Raw genomic sequence first — 15,932 nt, 5'->3', positions numbered from 1 at the left:
TTGGAAAATGCTATGCGTAGTACGTTTCTACCGCATCAATAAATGCATTCACATCTTCTTTGCGTAAGGCATTAATACCTGCAGCCGCCTCTCGCCCACCACCTGTCGGGAACTGCCCACACACGGCAACAGCACCTTGTTTATTGTTCAATGGTGCACGGAGTGAAACTGTGTAAGTACCATCTGCGTTTTCTGTGAGTACCGCATGCGCAGAGTCTGGATTTTGGTTTGCCAGCCAGTTGCCATACACACCGCTGATTCGACGTGATGCAGCCGTGTTTGGTAGCTCAAACAACTTCAATGTGTCGCTTTCATATGTGGCTGGTACCGCTTGCGCGGCATCCATGTCTTGTTGGTAAGCTGATTGCAATTGATAGTAAGGCGAGGCTTTATCTTCAATGACTTCGAATGGCGAAATATATTGGACCAATGCTCGGTATAAATCCGCAGGATGGAAATGAAGGTCGTCGACTTTCGAGCCATAACCGTTGTAGTTGATTAATGTACCGAGCTCTTTTAACTGCGCTTTTTGCTCGTTATTAAGTCCGGCTTGATCCGCCAGCGTATCCGCTTTAGCAATCAAGTTATCACCGTAAGCAGCGGTGATCGCCCAAGTATGAAAGCGTCCTTCCAGCAACTTATCGACAATCAAAGCGGTACACATATTAGCGTCAAGATCGATATTGGCGTCCAAATTACCATGTTGAGGAATGTCACCAGCTTTGTGGTGATCGGCGTAAAACACGTGCGCGCCTTGAGCCAATGCTTGCTCTAAACCAGCCATGTTCTTTTCCATCGAAATGTCTAACACAGTCAGCTCATCACCCGCTTGCACGTCCACTTTTTCCACCAGCTTAATATCGCGCTTTACGCCGGTAATTAATTGGGAATCGATAGGGTCAGCCAAACGCAGTTGTAGAAGTGCGATGATGCCGTCTGCATCACCATTGAAGATGTCGTAATTCATTGAGCGATAGTTCCTTTATCGAGAGTCAATCCCTTGAACTAATCGAGGGAGATAGTCGTCTTATTGTGCGTAGCAAGTATGACAAGTCAACTCAAGGCGCGACTCGAAAATGAGAGTGACTCTCGAAATATTGAAGCAAGTGACCGATCAGCCCTGCAGTGTGCTGACCGCTTCTTCCAATAGCTGTAGTTGCTCCAAACCTTGTTCAGTCGCGACAGGTTTCACAACATTCAGCATCTGCAGCATCCCCTGCTTCACCATTTGCTCGGTAATGCTGGTTTTCGATGCCATTGCAGATTGGTAAGCTAACCAACTACAAGCGATCAAATGCAGCGTGCACACCAATGATTTCAACTGCTGTTCATTCACATCCAGCAACTTCAAAGAAACAAACTCCTGCATAATCGCAATGAGGTTGGCTTGCAGCTTCTCTTGCACATCGATGTACTGCTCGTGCAGCTGTTCATCTCGTGACAAGATTTCTGGTAGGTTTGCGTAGAAAAAGCGGTATTTCCACATCAAGGTAAAAATAGAGTCTAGGTAGCTCTTCAGCATAGTCAGGCTCTCTTGCGAGCCTTGAATAGGGGTAAATCTTTCTAAAAGTTCTGCTGAATAAAGCGCAAAGATCTCACGAACGATTTCTTGCTTATTGCGGAAGTGGTAATACAGATTACCAGGGCTAATTTCGATGTGATCGGCAATGTGATTGGTGGTGATGTTGCGCTCACCATGTTGGTTGAACAACTCCAGTGCCGCGTAGACGATTTTGTCGCGCGTTTTCATTGTTATCGTATTCCCTCTTCATTAACGAATCGAGTATAGCGGCTTCACCAACCTAGGTCGATAGAGGCTCCAAATACGGTAACATAACAGACCAGTTAAGATGCCTGTCGAGTTGGCGACAAGGTCTAACCAAGAGGTTTGTCTGCCGACATAGCCTTGTAGCCACTCAATGACGGCGCTAAATAGCAAAATACCCATCGCCACCGCCCAACGTTGGCGCCAACGCCACACGCAAAAGCAACCTAAAAACGCAAAGCCGCTGTACGCCATGGCGTGCTGCATTTTGTCGAGGTACGCGATATTGCCCCAGTCTTGTAGTTCACCTGAACTCAGAGATAAAAAAGCGATCAATATGGCGTAGCTCAAGATGACGAAACGTGCAGCCGTCAAGTTCATTGGATATCCTTATGCGATTGGAAATGGAAAGGCCGTGACTTGATCAATGTGGTCACAGCCTAGCGCCAGCATGATCAAACGATCAATACCCAGCGCGACACCTGCACAGTCTGGCAACCCTGCTTCCAGTGCAGAAATCAGATGATAATCGATCGGCTGCGGTTTTAAACCCATTTCGATACGCTTTGCGTTATCTTGTTCAAAGCGCGCTAATTGCTCTTTCGGATTGTCCAGTTCATGGAATCCGTTCGCCAACTCTATCCCCTTAAAGTACACTTCAAAACGATCCGCGACGCGATGATCTTGAGGATTGATTTTTGCGAGCGCCGCCTGTGACGCAGGGAAGTCGTACACAAAAGCCGGCACATCCTGACCAATTTTGTTTTCTACTCCCACGCTAAATAACAGTTGCAGCAACGTATCGCGATCTTCTTCTGGCTCAGCAATGTCACTCAAGCCCAGCTTGCTTGCCGCCGCTTTCAGCTCAGTCATCGAGCCTTCTAGTGGACACACACCCAACACATCAATGAAGGCTTGTTGATACGTCATGCGCTGCGCTGCGCCACACTTCAATACTAGTTGCAACAGGTCATCCATTTCATCCATCAATTTATGATGGTCAAAGCCAACGCGATACCACTCCAACATCGTAAACTCGGGGTTGTGGTATCGACCATTTTCTTCGTTACGAAACGCTTTATTGATTTGATAAATACAACCACTGCCCGCTGCCAAAAGGCGCTTCATATGGAATTCTGGACTGGTCATAAAGAACAGCTTACTGCCATCAGCGTAACCGGGGCCAACAAACTCGGTTTGGAAAGTATGCAAATGAATGTCGGTCACGGTCGCGTGACTCATGGCTGGCGTGTCGACTTCCATCACCTGTCGATCAGCGAAGAATTGGCGAATCGACGCGATTAACGTCGCACGTTGACGCAGTTGGTCAATGGAAGCGGTAGGTTGCCAGTTGGTTTGCATAATAAGTCTCTCAAAACTCTAATTTAGCGCGTAAAAACCCCATTCTACATGCTTTTCACGGTTCGACGAGAGGGGAATTTCCCTTCTCTATTTTCCCGCCACATTGTTTAAATTTGAAGCAAGCAATACTCGTGCTGCAGTACAAAAAGCATTCGAAATAAAACCTGTTATCAATGACAGCAATGTCGGGCAACACTCATTTAACATTCATGGATATGACGTTTGAGTTTCAAATGTTTCGTGCCGTGATAGCAGTCACATAACCTATAAATTCTATGCCCTTAAGTGCATTACCGAAGCAAAAACCCAATTACATCAATTTTTCTGCCATGTGGCTCATCTACACTAACCCTACTACTTTTGGGGGGTTCTTTTTAAAGAGCGCCTCGCAATCACAATAACAAGCGGATTTCCGCAATCACACACTGGAGGATAACTGTGCAAATTATCACCACAGATATCGCAGTCATCGGCGCAGGCGGCGCTGGTCTTCGTACTGCTATTGCAGCGGCTGAAGCAAACCCTGACTTAGAAGTCGCTCTGATTTCTAAAGTTTATCCAATGCGCTCCCACACGGTCGCTGCAGAGGGTGGCTCAGCAGCAGTTATCAAGGATGAAGATAGCTTAGACAACCACTTCAACGACACTGTTGGCGGTGGTGACTGGCTATGTGAACAGGATGTTGTTGAATACTTTGTAGAGAACGCGACTCGCGAAATGATCCAAATGGAGCAATGGGGTTGCCCATGGAGTCGTAAAGAGAACGGTGAAGTCAACGTACGCCGCTTTGGTGGTATGAAGGTTGAACGTACTTGGTTCGCTGCAGACAAAACTGGCTTCCACATGCTTCATACGCTATTCCAGACATCAATGAAGTACAGCAACATCAAACGTTTTGATGAGTACTTTGTGGTGGATCTGCTTGTTGATGAAGGCGAAGTTCAAGGTCTGATTGCTATTCACATGTCTGAAGGCGAGCTTGTTACTATCAAAGCAAAATCTGTTGTTCTAGCAACAGGTGGCGCGGGCCGTGTTTACCACTGTAACACCAACGGCGGTATCGTAACGGGCGATGGTATGGCAATGGCTTACCGTCACGGCGTTCCTCTACGTGATATGGAATTCGTTCAATACCACCCAACAGGTCTTCCTGGCACAGGTATCCTGATGACGGAAGGTTGTCGTGGTGAAGGCGGTATCATCGTTAACAAGAACGGCTACCGTTACCTACAAGATTACGGCATGGGCCCTGAAACTCCAGTTGGCCAACCGAAGAACAAATACATGGAACTGGGTCCTCGTGACAAAGTTTCTCAAGCTTTCTGGCACGAACAACAGAAAGGCAACACCATCAAACACCCACTGGGTGACGTGGTGCACCTAGACCTTCGCCACCTTGGTGAAGAGTACCTACAAGAGCGTCTACCGTTCATCTGTGAGCTAGCAAAAGCTTACGTAAACGTGGACCCAGCAAAAGAGCCAATTCCAATTCGTCCAACCGTTCACTACACCATGGGTGGTATTGAAACGGACGGCGGCTGTGAAACTCGCATTAAAGGCCTATTCGCGGTTGGTGAATGTGCGTCTGTTGGTCTTCACGGTGCAAACCGTCTAGGTTCTAACTCACTGGCTGAATTCGTGGTATTTGGCCGCGTAGCTGGTGAAAACGCAGTGAAACGTGCGGCAGAATTCAAAGGCTGGAACGACGCGGCAATTGACGCGCAAGTAAAAGCCGTTGAAGAACGCATCGCGAAACTGATGAACCAAGAAGGCGACGAAAACTGGGCAGAGATCCGCACAGAAATGGGTCACACCATGGAAGCGGGCTGTGGTATCTACCGCCAAGAAGATTTGATGCAAGCGACTATCGACAAAATCACTGAGTTGAAAGAACGCTACAAACGCATCAGCATCAAAGACAAAGGTAAAGTGTTCAACACAGACCTTCTATATGCAATCGAAGTGGGTTACGGCCTAGAAGTCGCAGAAGCGATGGTTCACTCTGCGATTCTACGTAAAGAATCTCGCGGCGCGCACCAACGTCTAGACGATGGTTGTACAGAGCGTGATGACGTGAACTTCCTAAAACACTCACTTGCTTTCTACAAACCAGATTCAGCGCCAAGTATCGATTACAGCAATGTGACCATCACTAAGTCACAACCAAAAGCTCGTCTATACGGTGAAGCAGCAGAAAAAGCAGCGGCTGAAGAGAAGAACGCAGAGGAGCAAGCATAATGTCAGCAAATCGCATTCAAAAAGTAGACATCCTGCGTTACGACCCAGAAAAAGATGCAGAACCATACAAGCAAACATTCGAAGTACCATTCGATGAAACCATGTCTGTGCTTGACGCACTTGGCTACATCAAAGATCACCTAGACAAAGATCTGTCTTACCGTTGGTCTTGCCGTATGGCGATCTGTGGTTCTTGCGGCATCATGGTGAACAACGTACCGAAGCTTGCTTGTAAGAGCTTCCTACGTGACTACCCAGACGGCGTGACTATCGAGCCTCTAGCAAACTTCCCAATCGAGAAAGACTTGATTGTTGATATGACACCGTTTATCGAACGTCTTGAAGCAATCAAACCATACATCATTGGTAACGACCGTAAACCAGAAGACGGTACGAACTTGCAAACGCCAGAACAGATGGGGAAATACAAGCAGTTCGCTGGCTGTATCAACTGTGGTCTGTGCTACGCAGCATGTCCTCAGTTTGGTCTAAACCCAGAGTTCATCGGCCCTGCGGCACTAACACTAGCGCACCGCTACAACCTAGACAGCCGTGACAACGGTAAAGATGAGCGCATGAAGCTTATCAACGGTGAAAACGGTGCTTGGGGTTGTACGTTTGTTGGTTACTGTTCTGAAGTTTGTCCGAAGAATGTTGACCCAGCAGCGGCAGTAAACCAAGGCAAAGTGGAGTCTTCTATGGACTTCGTGATTGCTATGTTGAAACCTCAGGAGGCATAAGGATGAGCAACCGTAAACCTTACGTTCGTGAAGTAAAACGCACTTGGTGGAAGAACCATCCTTTCTACCGCTTCTACATGCTACGTGAAGCGACTGTGCTTCCTTTGATCCTATTCACTCTGTTCCTAACTTTCGGTTTAGGTTGCTTGGTGAAAGGTCCTGAAGCTTGGCAAGGTTGGTTAGCGTTCATGGCGAACCCAGTCGTAGTCGCAATCAACATCGTTGCGCTGCTAGGTAGCCTATTCCACGCTCAAACTTTCTTCAGCATGATGCCACAAGTAATGCCAATTCGTTTGAAAGGCAAACCAGTGGACAAGAAAATCATCGTATTGACTCAGTGGGCCGCTGTTGCGTTCATCTCACTGATCGTTCTCATCGTGGTGTAAGGAGCTGAGCAATGAAACCGAATTATAGTGTAAACACATCACCAAAACGTTCTGATGAGCCAATCTGGTGGGGTCTGTTTGGTGCGGGCGGTACTTGGTTCGCGATGCTGACGCCAATCACTGTTCTTGTGCTAGGTATCTTGGTACCACTAGGCGTGATTGACGCAGAAGCGATGAGCTACGAGCGTGTCTCTGCATTCGCAACCAGCATCATCGGTGCGCTATTCATCATTGGCACGCTAGCATTGCCAATGTGGCATGCAATGCACCGTGTACACCACGGCATGCATGACCTTAAATTCCACACAGGTGTGATTGGTAAAGTAGCATGTTACGCATTTGCAGGCTTAATCACTGCACTAGCAGTTATCTTTATCTTCATGATTTAAGAGACTGACCCAAAAGAAAAAGCTGGCTCAATGCCAGCTTTTTTATTGCTTTGGGTTACCAATGATCTTTTTGCTTTTTAAGCTTTTGACCACCCATGATCTTATTGCTGTGTGACCTTCTTTGTTTGGTCCATAAGACCCAGCGCACCAAAGCCAGTAATCACATCTAAGTTCGTTTTCAAGCCCGTTTCGTCACTTCCACCGATGTAGTTTTGTGGCATCTGAACTTGGAAGTTTTGCAAGTTGTTGTACAACGAGTTCGCTACGTCTCGATTCAATTCCGCCAAGTAAACTTCACGGTTTGCTCCTAACGCCGCATACTTACCTTTTAGAACTTCAGATTCTGCGCGACCTTTCGCTAATATCGCTTTCGCTTCAAACTCTGCGGAAAGTGCGTTTGCTTTTTGAATCGCTAAGTTAGCCTCGGCAATTGCCAACTCTTTCTCTTTCTCAACTTCTGCAAGTCGTTTGGTTTTTTCCACTTCGACGATTTCACGTTCCGCGATTTGGCGCGCAACCTCGACCTCTTTTTGCTGTGAAATAATCGCCAACTCTTTCTGACGCTGTGCATCTTGCACTTCACGAGTACGTTGAATTTCTTTTCGCAACTGCTCCGTTTCCGCCTGTGCTTTCGACGTTTCTTGTTCCTGAATCGCACGAATGCGATCTGCCACTAAACGCTTTTTATCCGCCAGCAATTGGTCGAGCTGTTTCTCTGGTTGTGGATCACCAATGGTCACCTGCGTTACCTGAATACCGTATTGTTGCAACGGGTTATCTTGACGAATCGGTTGCCCGGTTTTGTCTACGACTGGCACGGTTTTCCAAACCAGCTGATTGGTACGTTGCAATTGGTTCGCGTTAGCCTGATTCGCCCCAACAGGCGCAAGGTCCAGTTCTTCCACTTCAACCTGACGTCGCTCTGTAAGATAAATTCCCTCTCGCAACTGATCACCAAGTTTCGATTTGAACTGGTTCAAACCACCTTGGAAAAACTCCTCTCCGGTGTATTGCGTGGCGGTAATCACTGTCACGTTACGCGCATTTTTCACAAGCAGTGCGTCGATCAAGTTGTTGTTATTGCGAAACTCACGATGCATCTTTTTTAGAGCTTCTGGATCGTTACTCAATTTAAAGCGGAACGTCACCGGAATTTGACCAATATAGGTATCAGCGAAACGAACTTGAACCGAATCAAGACGTTGGTAAAAGTCTTCACCCTTGCTATTACCAAAAGACACAGTGATCACTTGATCGTACTTAGTGATTTTGGATAGAAACGGCATCCGGAAATGAATACCAGGTTCAGTAAACACATCCAACTCACCAGTGATGTTGTTTTGATGCACATAACTATAGCCAGCATCTGTCATCAAAACCGAACTGTTGATCGTTAAACCTACAGCCAATAAAGGCACACCAATCAATGCAGCTTTTATCCCGCGATGAAGCAACTGACGTCGTTCTTCTACTTTTAAGCCTTGTCCTAAGCTTCTGCTTTCCATGTTTTTCTCCTTATTATTTCGGTTGTCATTGAGTTAAATCGATGAAAATCAAGCTGCTAAGCAACTCGCTGACAACAGGTGTTAATGTATCAAATTGTTACATTAAGAAATAATCGAAAGATTCATGAAATTAATGCGATTTTTACGAATAATACAAAATAGATAAGAATATGCGGTGAGCTTCGTATTTCGCTGAAAAGCAGTAGAAAAGGGAAATTGCGGGCAATAAAAAAGGCCGCCGAAGCGACCTTTCTCAGAGAAGTATTAATTACTTCACACGACCTACGTATTCACCAGTACGAGTGTCAACTTTGATCACTTCGCCAATTGCGATGAATAGTGGAACACGAACAACAGCGCCAGTTGCTAGTGTAGCTGGTTTACCACCAGTACCTTGAGTATCACCTTTCAGACCTGGATCAGTATCTGTAACTTCTAGCTCAACGAAGTTTGGTGGAGTAACGGTAATTGGGTTACCGTTCCAAAGAGTGATCATACAAGTGTTGTTTTCTACCAACCACTTAGCGTTTTCACCTACCGCTTTCGCGTCAGCTGCGATCTGTTCGAACGTTTCATTGTTCATAAAGTGGTAGAATTCGCCGTCTGAATATAGATAATCTAGGTCGATATCCATTACGTCTGCCACTTCACAAGTGTCACCAGACTTGAATGTTTTCTCTAGCACTTTACCAGAAAGAAGTTTACGAATTTTCACGCGGTTGAACGCTTGGCCTTTACCTGGTTTAACGTATTCGTTTTCCAGAATTACACAAGGCTCATTATCAAGCATTAACTTAAGACCGCCTTTAAATTCATTGGTGCTAACTGTAGCCATTTTTTCCTCTTACATTCTTAGAGCTAAATTCCAATGCCGCACATAATAACCCGAAAAGTCGATTCTGTTGAGCAAAACTGGCTCAAACAGTTGGCGAATGGGATCTCTGATCCTGCAAAATTGCTCGAAATACTGGAAATAGATCCCTCACCGTGGCAAGACGGGTTTGCCGCACGCAAGCTGTTTGCACAGCGTGTACCGCAAAGTTTTGTCGATAGGATGGAAAAAGGCAATCCTAAAGACCCTCTTTTGCGTCAGGTTTTACCCTTGAGTGACGAGTTTGAAGTGCATGCAGGCTATTCCAATGATCCTCTTGACGAACAAGACAATGCGATCCCGGGATTGCTGCATAAATACAAAAACCGAGTGCTGATGATCCTCAAAGGCGGCTGTGCGGTGAATTGCCGTTATTGCTTCCGTCGTCACTTCCCATATCAAGAGAACAAGAGCGGCAAACAAGCTTGGAGCCAGTGCATCGAATACATGGCGGAAAAACCAGAGCTCAATGAGGTAATTTTCTCTGGCGGTGATCCATTAATGGCAAAAGACGATGAGATTCATTGGCTGCTGGAACACATTGCTAAGATTCCGCACATCAAACGTCTGCGCATTCACAGCCGTTTGCCTGTAGTGATCCCAGCTCGAATCACAGATGAGCTGTGTCAGTTGCTAAAAGCGTCACGCTTGCAAATTATCCTGGTTACGCACATCAACCATGCTAATGAGATTAACGATGAGCTGCGCCAGGCAATGAAAAAACTAAAAGAAGCCAATGTCACCCTGCTAAACCAGGGAGTTTTACTAAGAGGCGTTAATGATTCCGTTGATGCCCTGAGCCAGCTCAGCGAGGCCCTGTTCGATGCTGGGATCCTGCCGTATTACTTGCACGTGCTAGACAAAGTCCAGGGAGCGGCCCACTTTATGGTCGATGACGAACGAGCCCGACAACTAATGGCAGGCTTATTAGAAAACGTCTCTGGCTACCTGATCCCGACCCTCACCCGTGAAATCGGCGGCCGAAAAAGCAAAACGCCGCTCGACCTACACCTCGCATAACCATCTATAACTCCTACAAATCATGAGATTTTGTGTCGGTCGAGACGCAAAATCTTACGATTTCTCTCTGATTTTTGTTTATTTTCAGAAAACTCAATAAAAAAGACACCAAACCGTTCTAAAACATTTAAGTCTCATGTAGTCTCTGCCGCCTAGATTATTTGCGACACAAAATATGGAATGAAAATCACACTATTGTGATGAAAAATGGTCGAGTTTACGACATCCATATTCAACCAAACTGAAGATGAAAGACGTTAAGAACGGTAGCCAGTAAACGTGAAGTCTACGCAATGGTAAATGCCTTCATCGCCTTTAAGGCAGCCCTGCGGAAAGTTAACCCGTCCACCAGAAAGTATTGCGGCAACCATTACCTAGCTGACACCGATGATTCGGGATGTAATCAAGCATTCTGTCGACCAGGCCAACGCCTCACTTAACGGTTTACGCAGCGAAATCTCAACCGTTGCCAAAGCATGGAAGAGAGGACTGAATCGGTCAAAGAGAGAACTCTTCCTGCGAACACTTATCATTCAATCTTGCCGCACTGAACAACAGTGCCGAAGAAAACCGATTATCTACTAAGGACGCACAACAAGGGGTTGAAGAGCGGAAACGCAAAGCTACTGCGCTACGCGACGTTGTACATCTATTTACACTTTAACTTCAACCAACAAGAAGAAAAAACTCATAACAGGAGATATCCTTTGAAACTGAAACTTAGCCTAACTGCACTGGCTCTGATGGGCCAAACAGCCGCACATGCCGCTCCTCTGCTAGTTGATTTTGATGACAGCGAGCGCGAAGAGCGCGTTCAGGCGAGCAACGCTTGGCTAGAAATTGATACTCAGGCATTTTCAAATAATATTCAGTTGCTTCAGAAGGAGCTAAAGGGCAACACTCAGATCTGTGCCATCATGAAGGCTGACGCGTACGGTAACGGTATCGCAGGCCTGATGCCTAGCATCATCGCGAACAACGTTGCATGTGTAGGTATCACCAGTAATGAAGAAGCTCGCGTAGTGCGTGAGCACGGCTTCGAAGGCAAGATCATGCGTGTCCGTGCGGCTAGCCGCAACGAAATTGAAAACGGCGTACAGTACGAAATCGAAGAGCTGATTGGCACTAAGATGCAGGCGGATCAAATCATCGAGATTGCATACAACTACAATACCGTTATTCCTGTTCACCTTGCTCTGAATACTTCAGGCATGGGTCGTAATGGTCTGGATCTGACAACGTATGAAGGTCAGGTTGAAGGTGTAGAAATCGCAAGCGATCCTAACCTAAAAATCGTAGGTATGATGACCCACTTCCCGAATGAAGGTCTTGATGAAATCCGCCGCAAGGTTGACCGTTTCAAAGTAGAAACAAAGTGGCTAATGGACAGCGCAGGTCTGAAACGTAAAGACATCACACTGCACGTGGCTAACTCTTACATCACGCTAAATCTTCCTGAAGCACATCTGGATATGGTTCGTCCTGGCGGCATGCTGTACGGTGATTACCCTGCAACCCTACCTTACGAGCGCATCGTGTCTTTCAAAACACGCGTAGCATCACTGCACTTCTTCCCTGCAGGCAGCACAATCGGCTACGGCAGCACTAAAGTTTTAGAGCGTGACTCTATCCTGGCTAACCTGCCTATCGGCTACTCAGACGGTTTCGCCCGTTCACTAAGCAACAAAGCTGACGTTCTGATCAACGGTCAGCGTGCTCGCGTAATGGGTAAAGCGTCAATGAACACTACTATGGTTGATGTCACTGACATCATTGGTGTTCAGGCAAACGACGAAGTAGTTGTATTTGGCCGCCAAGGCTTTGAAGAAATCACAGCAGAAGAAACCGAAGAGAAAAGCGGTCGTATTCTGCCTGAGCACTACACTATCTGGGGTGCAACTAACCCTCGCGTTTACCGTTAAATGGCAAGTGCAATAATCACCAAGGCCAGTCTCATACTGGCCTTTTTTATGTCTATTGTTTAATAAAATCATTCCATCAAAACGATAAAATAAGATCATCGCCAATTTGATCGTTTTTGCTCACCATTTGGCTCATCGTCGCGCTCCAAACCAGAAGCAGATGTTCAATGTAAATTTGTCGACACGAACGATCCTTTTTGTTCGCTTTGCAGGATAAGTCTATGCATACTCCGCTGCTTTGGAGGTCAAGATGCATACAACATTCGAACAAATTTTCGATCTTGGCCCATTCAGTTGGCCTGCCCTATTTTGCTGTGCCATCAATGGGTTAATGATTGGCATAGAACGCCAAACCCGTGGTAAACCAGTAGGTATTCGCACAGCAATTCTCATTATTTCAGGCACCTACCTGTTTATGTCGATGGCAGTGTCGTTATCACCAAACACGCTCGACCAAGCTCGTGTGCTTGGTCAGATAATTACTGGCGTCGGCTTCTTGGGTGCTGGCGTGATGATGACGCTGGATGGCAAAATCCATGGCGTCACTTCGGCAGCCGTCATTTGGGTACTGGCTGGGCTTGGTTTGATGATCGGCCTCGGTTACTTAATGCAATCGGTCGTGATTACCTTGCTTGCGTTGAGCGTTCTGCTTGGCGTGGATAAAGCTGAAAACCGTATCAAGGCGTTACGTCGCGGTGTTCATCAAAAAATTCAGCAGCGCAAAACCTCCTCTCGCTTGATCAAATAAGAGAATGGTTGGCCTGTTTCAATTTTCCAATAAAAAAGCCCGCGAACATCGCGGGCTTTTTGGTATCTGGCTTTCGCTAAGATTATTTAGCGAAGTTGATGATAGGGAAACATTTGAAGAAGCCGTTATCCGCACAGTTCAACAGACCAATTTGCACGCCATCGATTTGGTCTGTCATGTTGAAAAAACCAAGTTGGAAGTTAGACTTTTTAGAAATACTCGCCAGACCAACGTCTGCCATGGTGTAACCTTCTGAGTAGTTCACCGCACTCCAGTTTAGGCCTTTCACGTTGTTCGTGATGTTTACCGCACCAAAGTTCACACCGGTTGTTTGGCCTTGGTTCCAGTTAACCAAACCAAGTGACGCACCTTTCATTTCTTGGTTTACTTTCGCTGCCCCAAAGAACAGACCGAAGTTCACACCCGTAGTACGGTCAGTTTCAGACATACCTAGAACTGAGAAGTCGACGCCTTTTACTTCGTTTACTTGGCCATGCAGTACCGCCAAACGAACACCACCAACAGCAGAGTTTGATGGAGCGTTAGTATGGTCGATCGTTGAAAACATCACAGGGGTACTGTTCGCAAGAGCAACAGGTGATGCGATAGTGGCTGCAACAGCCAATGACGTCATAAGCTTTTTCATTTTTATCTCCATGATGGTAAGCAGTAATTTACAACATAGTGTAATGTTCAGATTTTGCGCTATTCGGACACAAAAAGTGTTAGCAATAGGTCATATTTAACAATCTGACTATCCTAGAAAAAATTCATCTCAGTTATTTTTCTGTTTTTCCACTGACGCTGCCGGAACGCATCCCTCACAATTCACATCTTCTTTTACCTGTACTGAAAAATACACAGTGGGTAAACGCCAGACGCAAAAAAGCCGAGGTTCACACCTCGGCTTTTTGTTCTACTCGGCTTGGAATAGCGCGGGATGATTACATCATGCCCATGCCACCCATACCGCCCATACCACCCATGTCAGGCATGCCTGCACTTTCTTTTTGTGGTAGGTCAGTTACCATCGCTTCTGTTGTGATCATTAGACCAGCGACAGACGCTGCAAATTGTAGAGCGCTACGAGTTACTTTAGTTGGGTCTAGGATACCCATCTCTAGCATGTCGCCGTATTCACCCGTCGCTGCGTTGTAGCCGTAAGAACCTTCACCCGCTTTCACGTTGTTCGCAACAACAGAGTCTTCGTCACCTGCGTTCTTCGTGATTTGACGGATTGGCGCTTCCATTGCGCGTAGCGCAACGCGGATACCAACGTTTTGTTCTTCGTTGTCGCCTTCTAGGTCAACAATCTTAGATGCAGCGCGGATTAGTGCAACACCACCACCAGCAACTACGCCTTCTTCAACCGCTGCGCGAGTCGCGTGTAGCGCGTCTTCTACGCGGTCTTTTTTCTCTTTCATTTCAACTTCAGTCGCTGCACCAACTTTGATTACTGCAACACCGCCAGCCAGTTTAGCAACGCGCTCTTGTAGTTTCTCTTTGTCGTAGTCTGAAGTTGCGTCTTCGATTTGTTGACGAATTTGAGCAACGCGGCCTTGGATCATCGCTTCTTCACCCGCACCATCGATGATGGTTGAGTTTTCTTTCGTGATGCTTACGCGCTTAGCCTGACCTAGATCTTCAAGCGTTACTTTTTCTAGTTCTAGACCGATTTCTTCAGAAATCACAGTACCGCCAGTCAGGATAGCGATGTCTTGTAGCATTGCTTTACGACGGTCACCAAAACCAGGCGCTTTAACCGCAGCAACTTTCACGATGCCGCGCATGTTGTTCACAACCAATGTCGCTAGTGCTTCGCCTTCTACGTCTTCTGCGATGATTAGCAGTGGACGAGATGCTTTTGCTACTGCTTCTAGAGTTGGTAGAAGCTCACGGATGTTTGAGATCTTCTTATCAACTAGAAGGATGAATGGGTTTTCTAGCTCAACGCTGCCCGCTTCTTGGTTGTTGATGAAGTAAGGAGATAGGTAACCGCGGTCGAACTGCATACCTTCTACTACGTCTAGCTCGTCTTGAAGAGCCTGACCTTCTTCAACAGTGATAACACCGTCGCGGCCAACGCGTTCCATTGCTTCAGCAATGATGTTACCTACGCTTGCGTCAGAGTTCGCAGAGATAGTACCAACCTGTGCGATTGCTTTGGTGTCGTTACACTCAACAGAAAGCTCTTTTAGTTGCTCTACTGCCGCTGCAACAGCTTTGTCGATACCGCGCTTAAGATCCATTGGGTTCATACCCGCTGCAACTGCTTTTAGACCTTCATTTACGATTGCTTGCGCTAGTACGGTTGCTGTTGTTGTACCGTCACCCGCAGCGTCGTTTGCTTTAGACGCTACTTCTTTAACCATTTGCGCGCCCATGTTCTGGAACTTGTCTTCCAGCTCAATTTCACGCGCTACAGATACACCGTCTTTAGTGATGGTTGGAGCACCGAAAGATTTATCTAGAACTACGTTACGACCTTTAGGACCCAGTGTTACTTTCACTGCGTCAGCCAGAACGTTTACACCTTCTAGCATCTTAACTCGTGCGTCATTACCAAATTTAACGTCTTTAGCAGCCATCTTTGATTTCCTTTCTAAAATTCTTTGTGTTTGATTTTCAATTTGAATCTGAGCAAAAAATTACTCAATGATTGCTATTATTCAACGATCGCCATGATGTCGTTTTCAGACATGACAAGCACTTCTTTACCGTCGATTTTTTCAGTTTTAGTGCCGTAACCTTCAGCGAAGATAACGGTGTCACCAACTTTTACGTCTAACGGTAGTACTGTGCCGTTTTCTAGGATGCGGCCTTTGCCTACAGCTAGAACAACACCGCGAGTTGATTTTTCCGCAGCAGAACCAGTAAGAACGATGCCACCAGCAGACTTAGATTCAACTTCTTTACGTTCAACGATAACTCGGTCATGTAATGGACGAATGTTCATCGGTCGTCTCTCCTGAAAATTTCCATGTTT

Annotated in this window: 16 protein-coding genes; 7 read left to right on the top strand and 9 right to left on the bottom strand. The window is 46.4% G+C overall.

The window, feature by feature from the left end; translation table 11 throughout:
* Positions 1-10 precede the first annotated feature (10 nt).
* From ACF8EG_RS25050 to epmA, 4 genes are all read right to left on the bottom strand, one after another.
* The gene (locus ACF8EG_RS25050; RefSeq protein ID WP_069507450.1) at positions 11-967 is read right to left on the bottom strand and encodes an acetyltransferase; all 957 of its coding nucleotides are present in this window, start codon (positions 965-967) and stop codon (positions 11-13) included.
* A gap of 147 nt (positions 968-1,114) precedes the next feature.
* A complete protein-coding gene (locus ACF8EG_RS25045; protein ID WP_005456944.1) occupies positions 1,115-1,750 on the bottom strand; it encodes a TetR/AcrR family transcriptional regulator in 636 nt (211 codons plus the stop codon).
* 21 nt (positions 1,751-1,771) lie between these two features.
* Positions 1,772-2,146 carry a VanZ family protein gene (locus ACF8EG_RS25040; RefSeq protein ID WP_069507449.1) on the bottom strand — a complete coding sequence of 125 codons (375 nt, stop codon included), beginning with the start codon at positions 2,144-2,146 and terminating at the stop codon, positions 1,772-1,774.
* 9 nt (positions 2,147-2,155) lie between these two features.
* On the bottom strand, positions 2,156-3,127 hold the full coding sequence (epmA, locus tag ACF8EG_RS25035) for an elongation factor P--(R)-beta-lysine ligase (RefSeq protein ID WP_005381485.1): 972 nt from the start codon (positions 3,125-3,127) through the stop codon (positions 2,156-2,158).
* A gap of 438 nt (positions 3,128-3,565) precedes the next feature.
* Between epmA and frdA the strand changes: the two genes are divergently transcribed.
* From frdA to frdD, 4 genes are read left to right on the top strand one after another with little or no spacing between them, the layout of a single operon-like run.
* Positions 3,566-5,365, top strand: coding sequence for a fumarate reductase (quinol) flavoprotein subunit (gene frdA / locus ACF8EG_RS25030; RefSeq protein WP_025631616.1), 1,800 nt, complete (start codon positions 3,566-3,568; stop codon positions 5,363-5,365).
* Positions 5,365-6,105 carry a succinate dehydrogenase/fumarate reductase iron-sulfur subunit gene (locus tag ACF8EG_RS25025; protein ID WP_069507448.1) on the top strand — a complete coding sequence of 247 codons (741 nt, stop codon included), beginning with the start codon at positions 5,365-5,367 and terminating at the stop codon, positions 6,103-6,105. The genes frdA and ACF8EG_RS25025 overlap by 1 nt, the downstream gene beginning before the upstream one ends.
* A 2-nt stretch (positions 6,106-6,107) precedes the next feature.
* On the top strand, positions 6,108-6,491 hold the full coding sequence (gene frdC, locus ACF8EG_RS25020) for a fumarate reductase subunit FrdC (protein ID WP_005496468.1): 384 nt from the start codon (positions 6,108-6,110) through the stop codon (positions 6,489-6,491).
* A gap of 11 nt (positions 6,492-6,502) precedes the next feature.
* The gene (gene frdD / locus ACF8EG_RS25015) at positions 6,503-6,880 is read left to right on the top strand and encodes a fumarate reductase subunit FrdD (protein WP_005456924.1); all 378 of its coding nucleotides are present in this window, start codon (positions 6,503-6,505) and stop codon (positions 6,878-6,880) included.
* A gap of 101 nt (positions 6,881-6,981) precedes the next feature.
* Here the strand turns inward: frdD and ACF8EG_RS25010 are convergent, their stop codons facing one another.
* Positions 6,982-8,385: an SPFH domain-containing protein gene (locus ACF8EG_RS25010; RefSeq protein ID WP_005456928.1), complete on the bottom strand. Its 1,404-nt coding sequence runs from the start codon at positions 8,383-8,385 to the stop codon at positions 6,982-6,984.
* A gap of 268 nt (positions 8,386-8,653) precedes the next feature.
* Positions 8,654-9,220, bottom strand: coding sequence for an elongation factor P (gene efp, locus ACF8EG_RS25005; protein ID WP_005456976.1), 567 nt, complete (start codon positions 9,218-9,220; stop codon positions 8,654-8,656).
* 33 nt (positions 9,221-9,253) lie between these two features.
* Here efp and epmB point away from each other — a divergent pair, with 33 nt between their 5' ends.
* The 3 genes from epmB (at position 9,254) to ACF8EG_RS24990 (ending at position 12,946) form a co-directional block, all read left to right on the top strand.
* On the top strand, positions 9,254-10,276 hold the full coding sequence (gene epmB / locus ACF8EG_RS25000; RefSeq protein WP_069507447.1) for an EF-P beta-lysylation protein EpmB: 1,023 nt from the start codon (positions 9,254-9,256) through the stop codon (positions 10,274-10,276).
* 707 nt (positions 10,277-10,983) lie between these two features.
* A complete protein-coding gene (alr, locus tag ACF8EG_RS24995) occupies positions 10,984-12,198 on the top strand; it encodes an alanine racemase (protein ID WP_079859015.1) in 1,215 nt (404 codons plus the stop codon).
* A gap of 250 nt (positions 12,199-12,448) precedes the next feature.
* Complete coding sequence (locus ACF8EG_RS24990) at positions 12,449-12,946, top strand: MgtC/SapB family protein (protein ID WP_005482203.1); 498 nt, start codon at positions 12,449-12,451, stop codon at positions 12,944-12,946.
* Positions 12,947-13,028: 82 nt separating this feature from the next.
* On the opposite strand, the gene ACF8EG_RS24985 is transcribed toward ACF8EG_RS24990, so the two are convergent.
* From ACF8EG_RS24985 to ACF8EG_RS24975, 3 genes are all read right to left on the bottom strand, one after another.
* Positions 13,029-13,592: a VC2662 family protein gene (locus ACF8EG_RS24985; protein WP_005457036.1), complete on the bottom strand. Its 564-nt coding sequence runs from the start codon at positions 13,590-13,592 to the stop codon at positions 13,029-13,031.
* Between the two features lie 298 nt (positions 13,593-13,890).
* Positions 13,891-15,534 carry a chaperonin GroEL gene (gene groL / locus ACF8EG_RS24980; RefSeq protein ID WP_005482180.1) on the bottom strand — a complete coding sequence of 548 codons (1,644 nt, stop codon included), beginning with the start codon at positions 15,532-15,534 and terminating at the stop codon, positions 13,891-13,893.
* Positions 15,535-15,611: 77 nt separating this feature from the next.
* On the bottom strand, positions 15,612-15,902 hold the full coding sequence (locus ACF8EG_RS24975; protein WP_005381516.1) for a co-chaperone GroES: 291 nt from the start codon (positions 15,900-15,902) through the stop codon (positions 15,612-15,614).
* Positions 15,903-15,932: the final 30 nt, after the last annotated feature.

It is taken from the genome of Vibrio sp. YQ_11 (genome assembly GCF_043103065.1).
GTDB lineage: Bacteria > Pseudomonadota > Gammaproteobacteria > Enterobacterales > Vibrionaceae > Vibrio > Vibrio parahaemolyticus.
The sequence above is the reverse complement of the archived record's forward strand: the minus strand, read 5'-3'. Positions and strand labels throughout refer to the sequence as shown.

What these genes read in the sequence shown, in the direction of transcription:
- ACF8EG_RS25025 (WP_069507448.1), top strand. Translation starts at nt 5,365, where the DNA reads ATGTCAGCAAATCGCATTCAAAAAGTAGACATCCTGCGTTACGACCCA.
- ACF8EG_RS24975 (WP_005381516.1), bottom strand. Translation starts at nt 15,902, where the DNA reads ATGAACATTCGTCCATTACATGACCGAGTTATCGTTGAACGTAAAGAA.
- frdC (WP_005496468.1), top strand. Translation starts at nt 6,108, where the DNA reads ATGAGCAACCGTAAACCTTACGTTCGTGAAGTAAAACGCACTTGGTGG.
- ACF8EG_RS25010 (WP_005456928.1), bottom strand. Translation starts at nt 8,385, where the DNA reads ATGGAAAGCAGAAGCTTAGGACAAGGCTTAAAAGTAGAAGAACGACGT.
- ACF8EG_RS25050 (WP_069507450.1), bottom strand. Translation starts at nt 967, where the DNA reads ATGAATTACGACATCTTCAATGGTGATGCAGACGGCATCATCGCACTT.
- epmB (WP_069507447.1), top strand. Translation starts at nt 9,254, where the DNA reads ATGCCGCACATAATAACCCGAAAAGTCGATTCTGTTGAGCAAAACTGG.
- ACF8EG_RS24985 (WP_005457036.1), bottom strand. Translation starts at nt 13,592, where the DNA reads ATGAAAAAGCTTATGACGTCATTGGCTGTTGCAGCCACTATCGCATCA.
- ACF8EG_RS25045 (WP_005456944.1), bottom strand. Translation starts at nt 1,750, where the DNA reads ATGAAAACGCGCGACAAAATCGTCTACGCGGCACTGGAGTTGTTCAAC.
- ACF8EG_RS24990 (WP_005482203.1), top strand. Translation starts at nt 12,449, where the DNA reads ATGCATACAACATTCGAACAAATTTTCGATCTTGGCCCATTCAGTTGG.
- groL (WP_005482180.1), bottom strand. Translation starts at nt 15,534, where the DNA reads ATGGCTGCTAAAGACGTTAAATTTGGTAATGACGCACGAGTTAAGATG.
- frdD (WP_005456924.1), top strand. Translation starts at nt 6,503, where the DNA reads ATGAAACCGAATTATAGTGTAAACACATCACCAAAACGTTCTGATGAG.
- efp (WP_005456976.1), bottom strand. Translation starts at nt 9,220, where the DNA reads ATGGCTACAGTTAGCACCAATGAATTTAAAGGCGGTCTTAAGTTAATG.
- epmA (WP_005381485.1), bottom strand. Translation starts at nt 3,127, where the DNA reads ATGCAAACCAACTGGCAACCTACCGCTTCCATTGACCAACTGCGTCAA.
- ACF8EG_RS25040 (WP_069507449.1), bottom strand. Translation starts at nt 2,146, where the DNA reads ATGAACTTGACGGCTGCACGTTTCGTCATCTTGAGCTACGCCATATTG.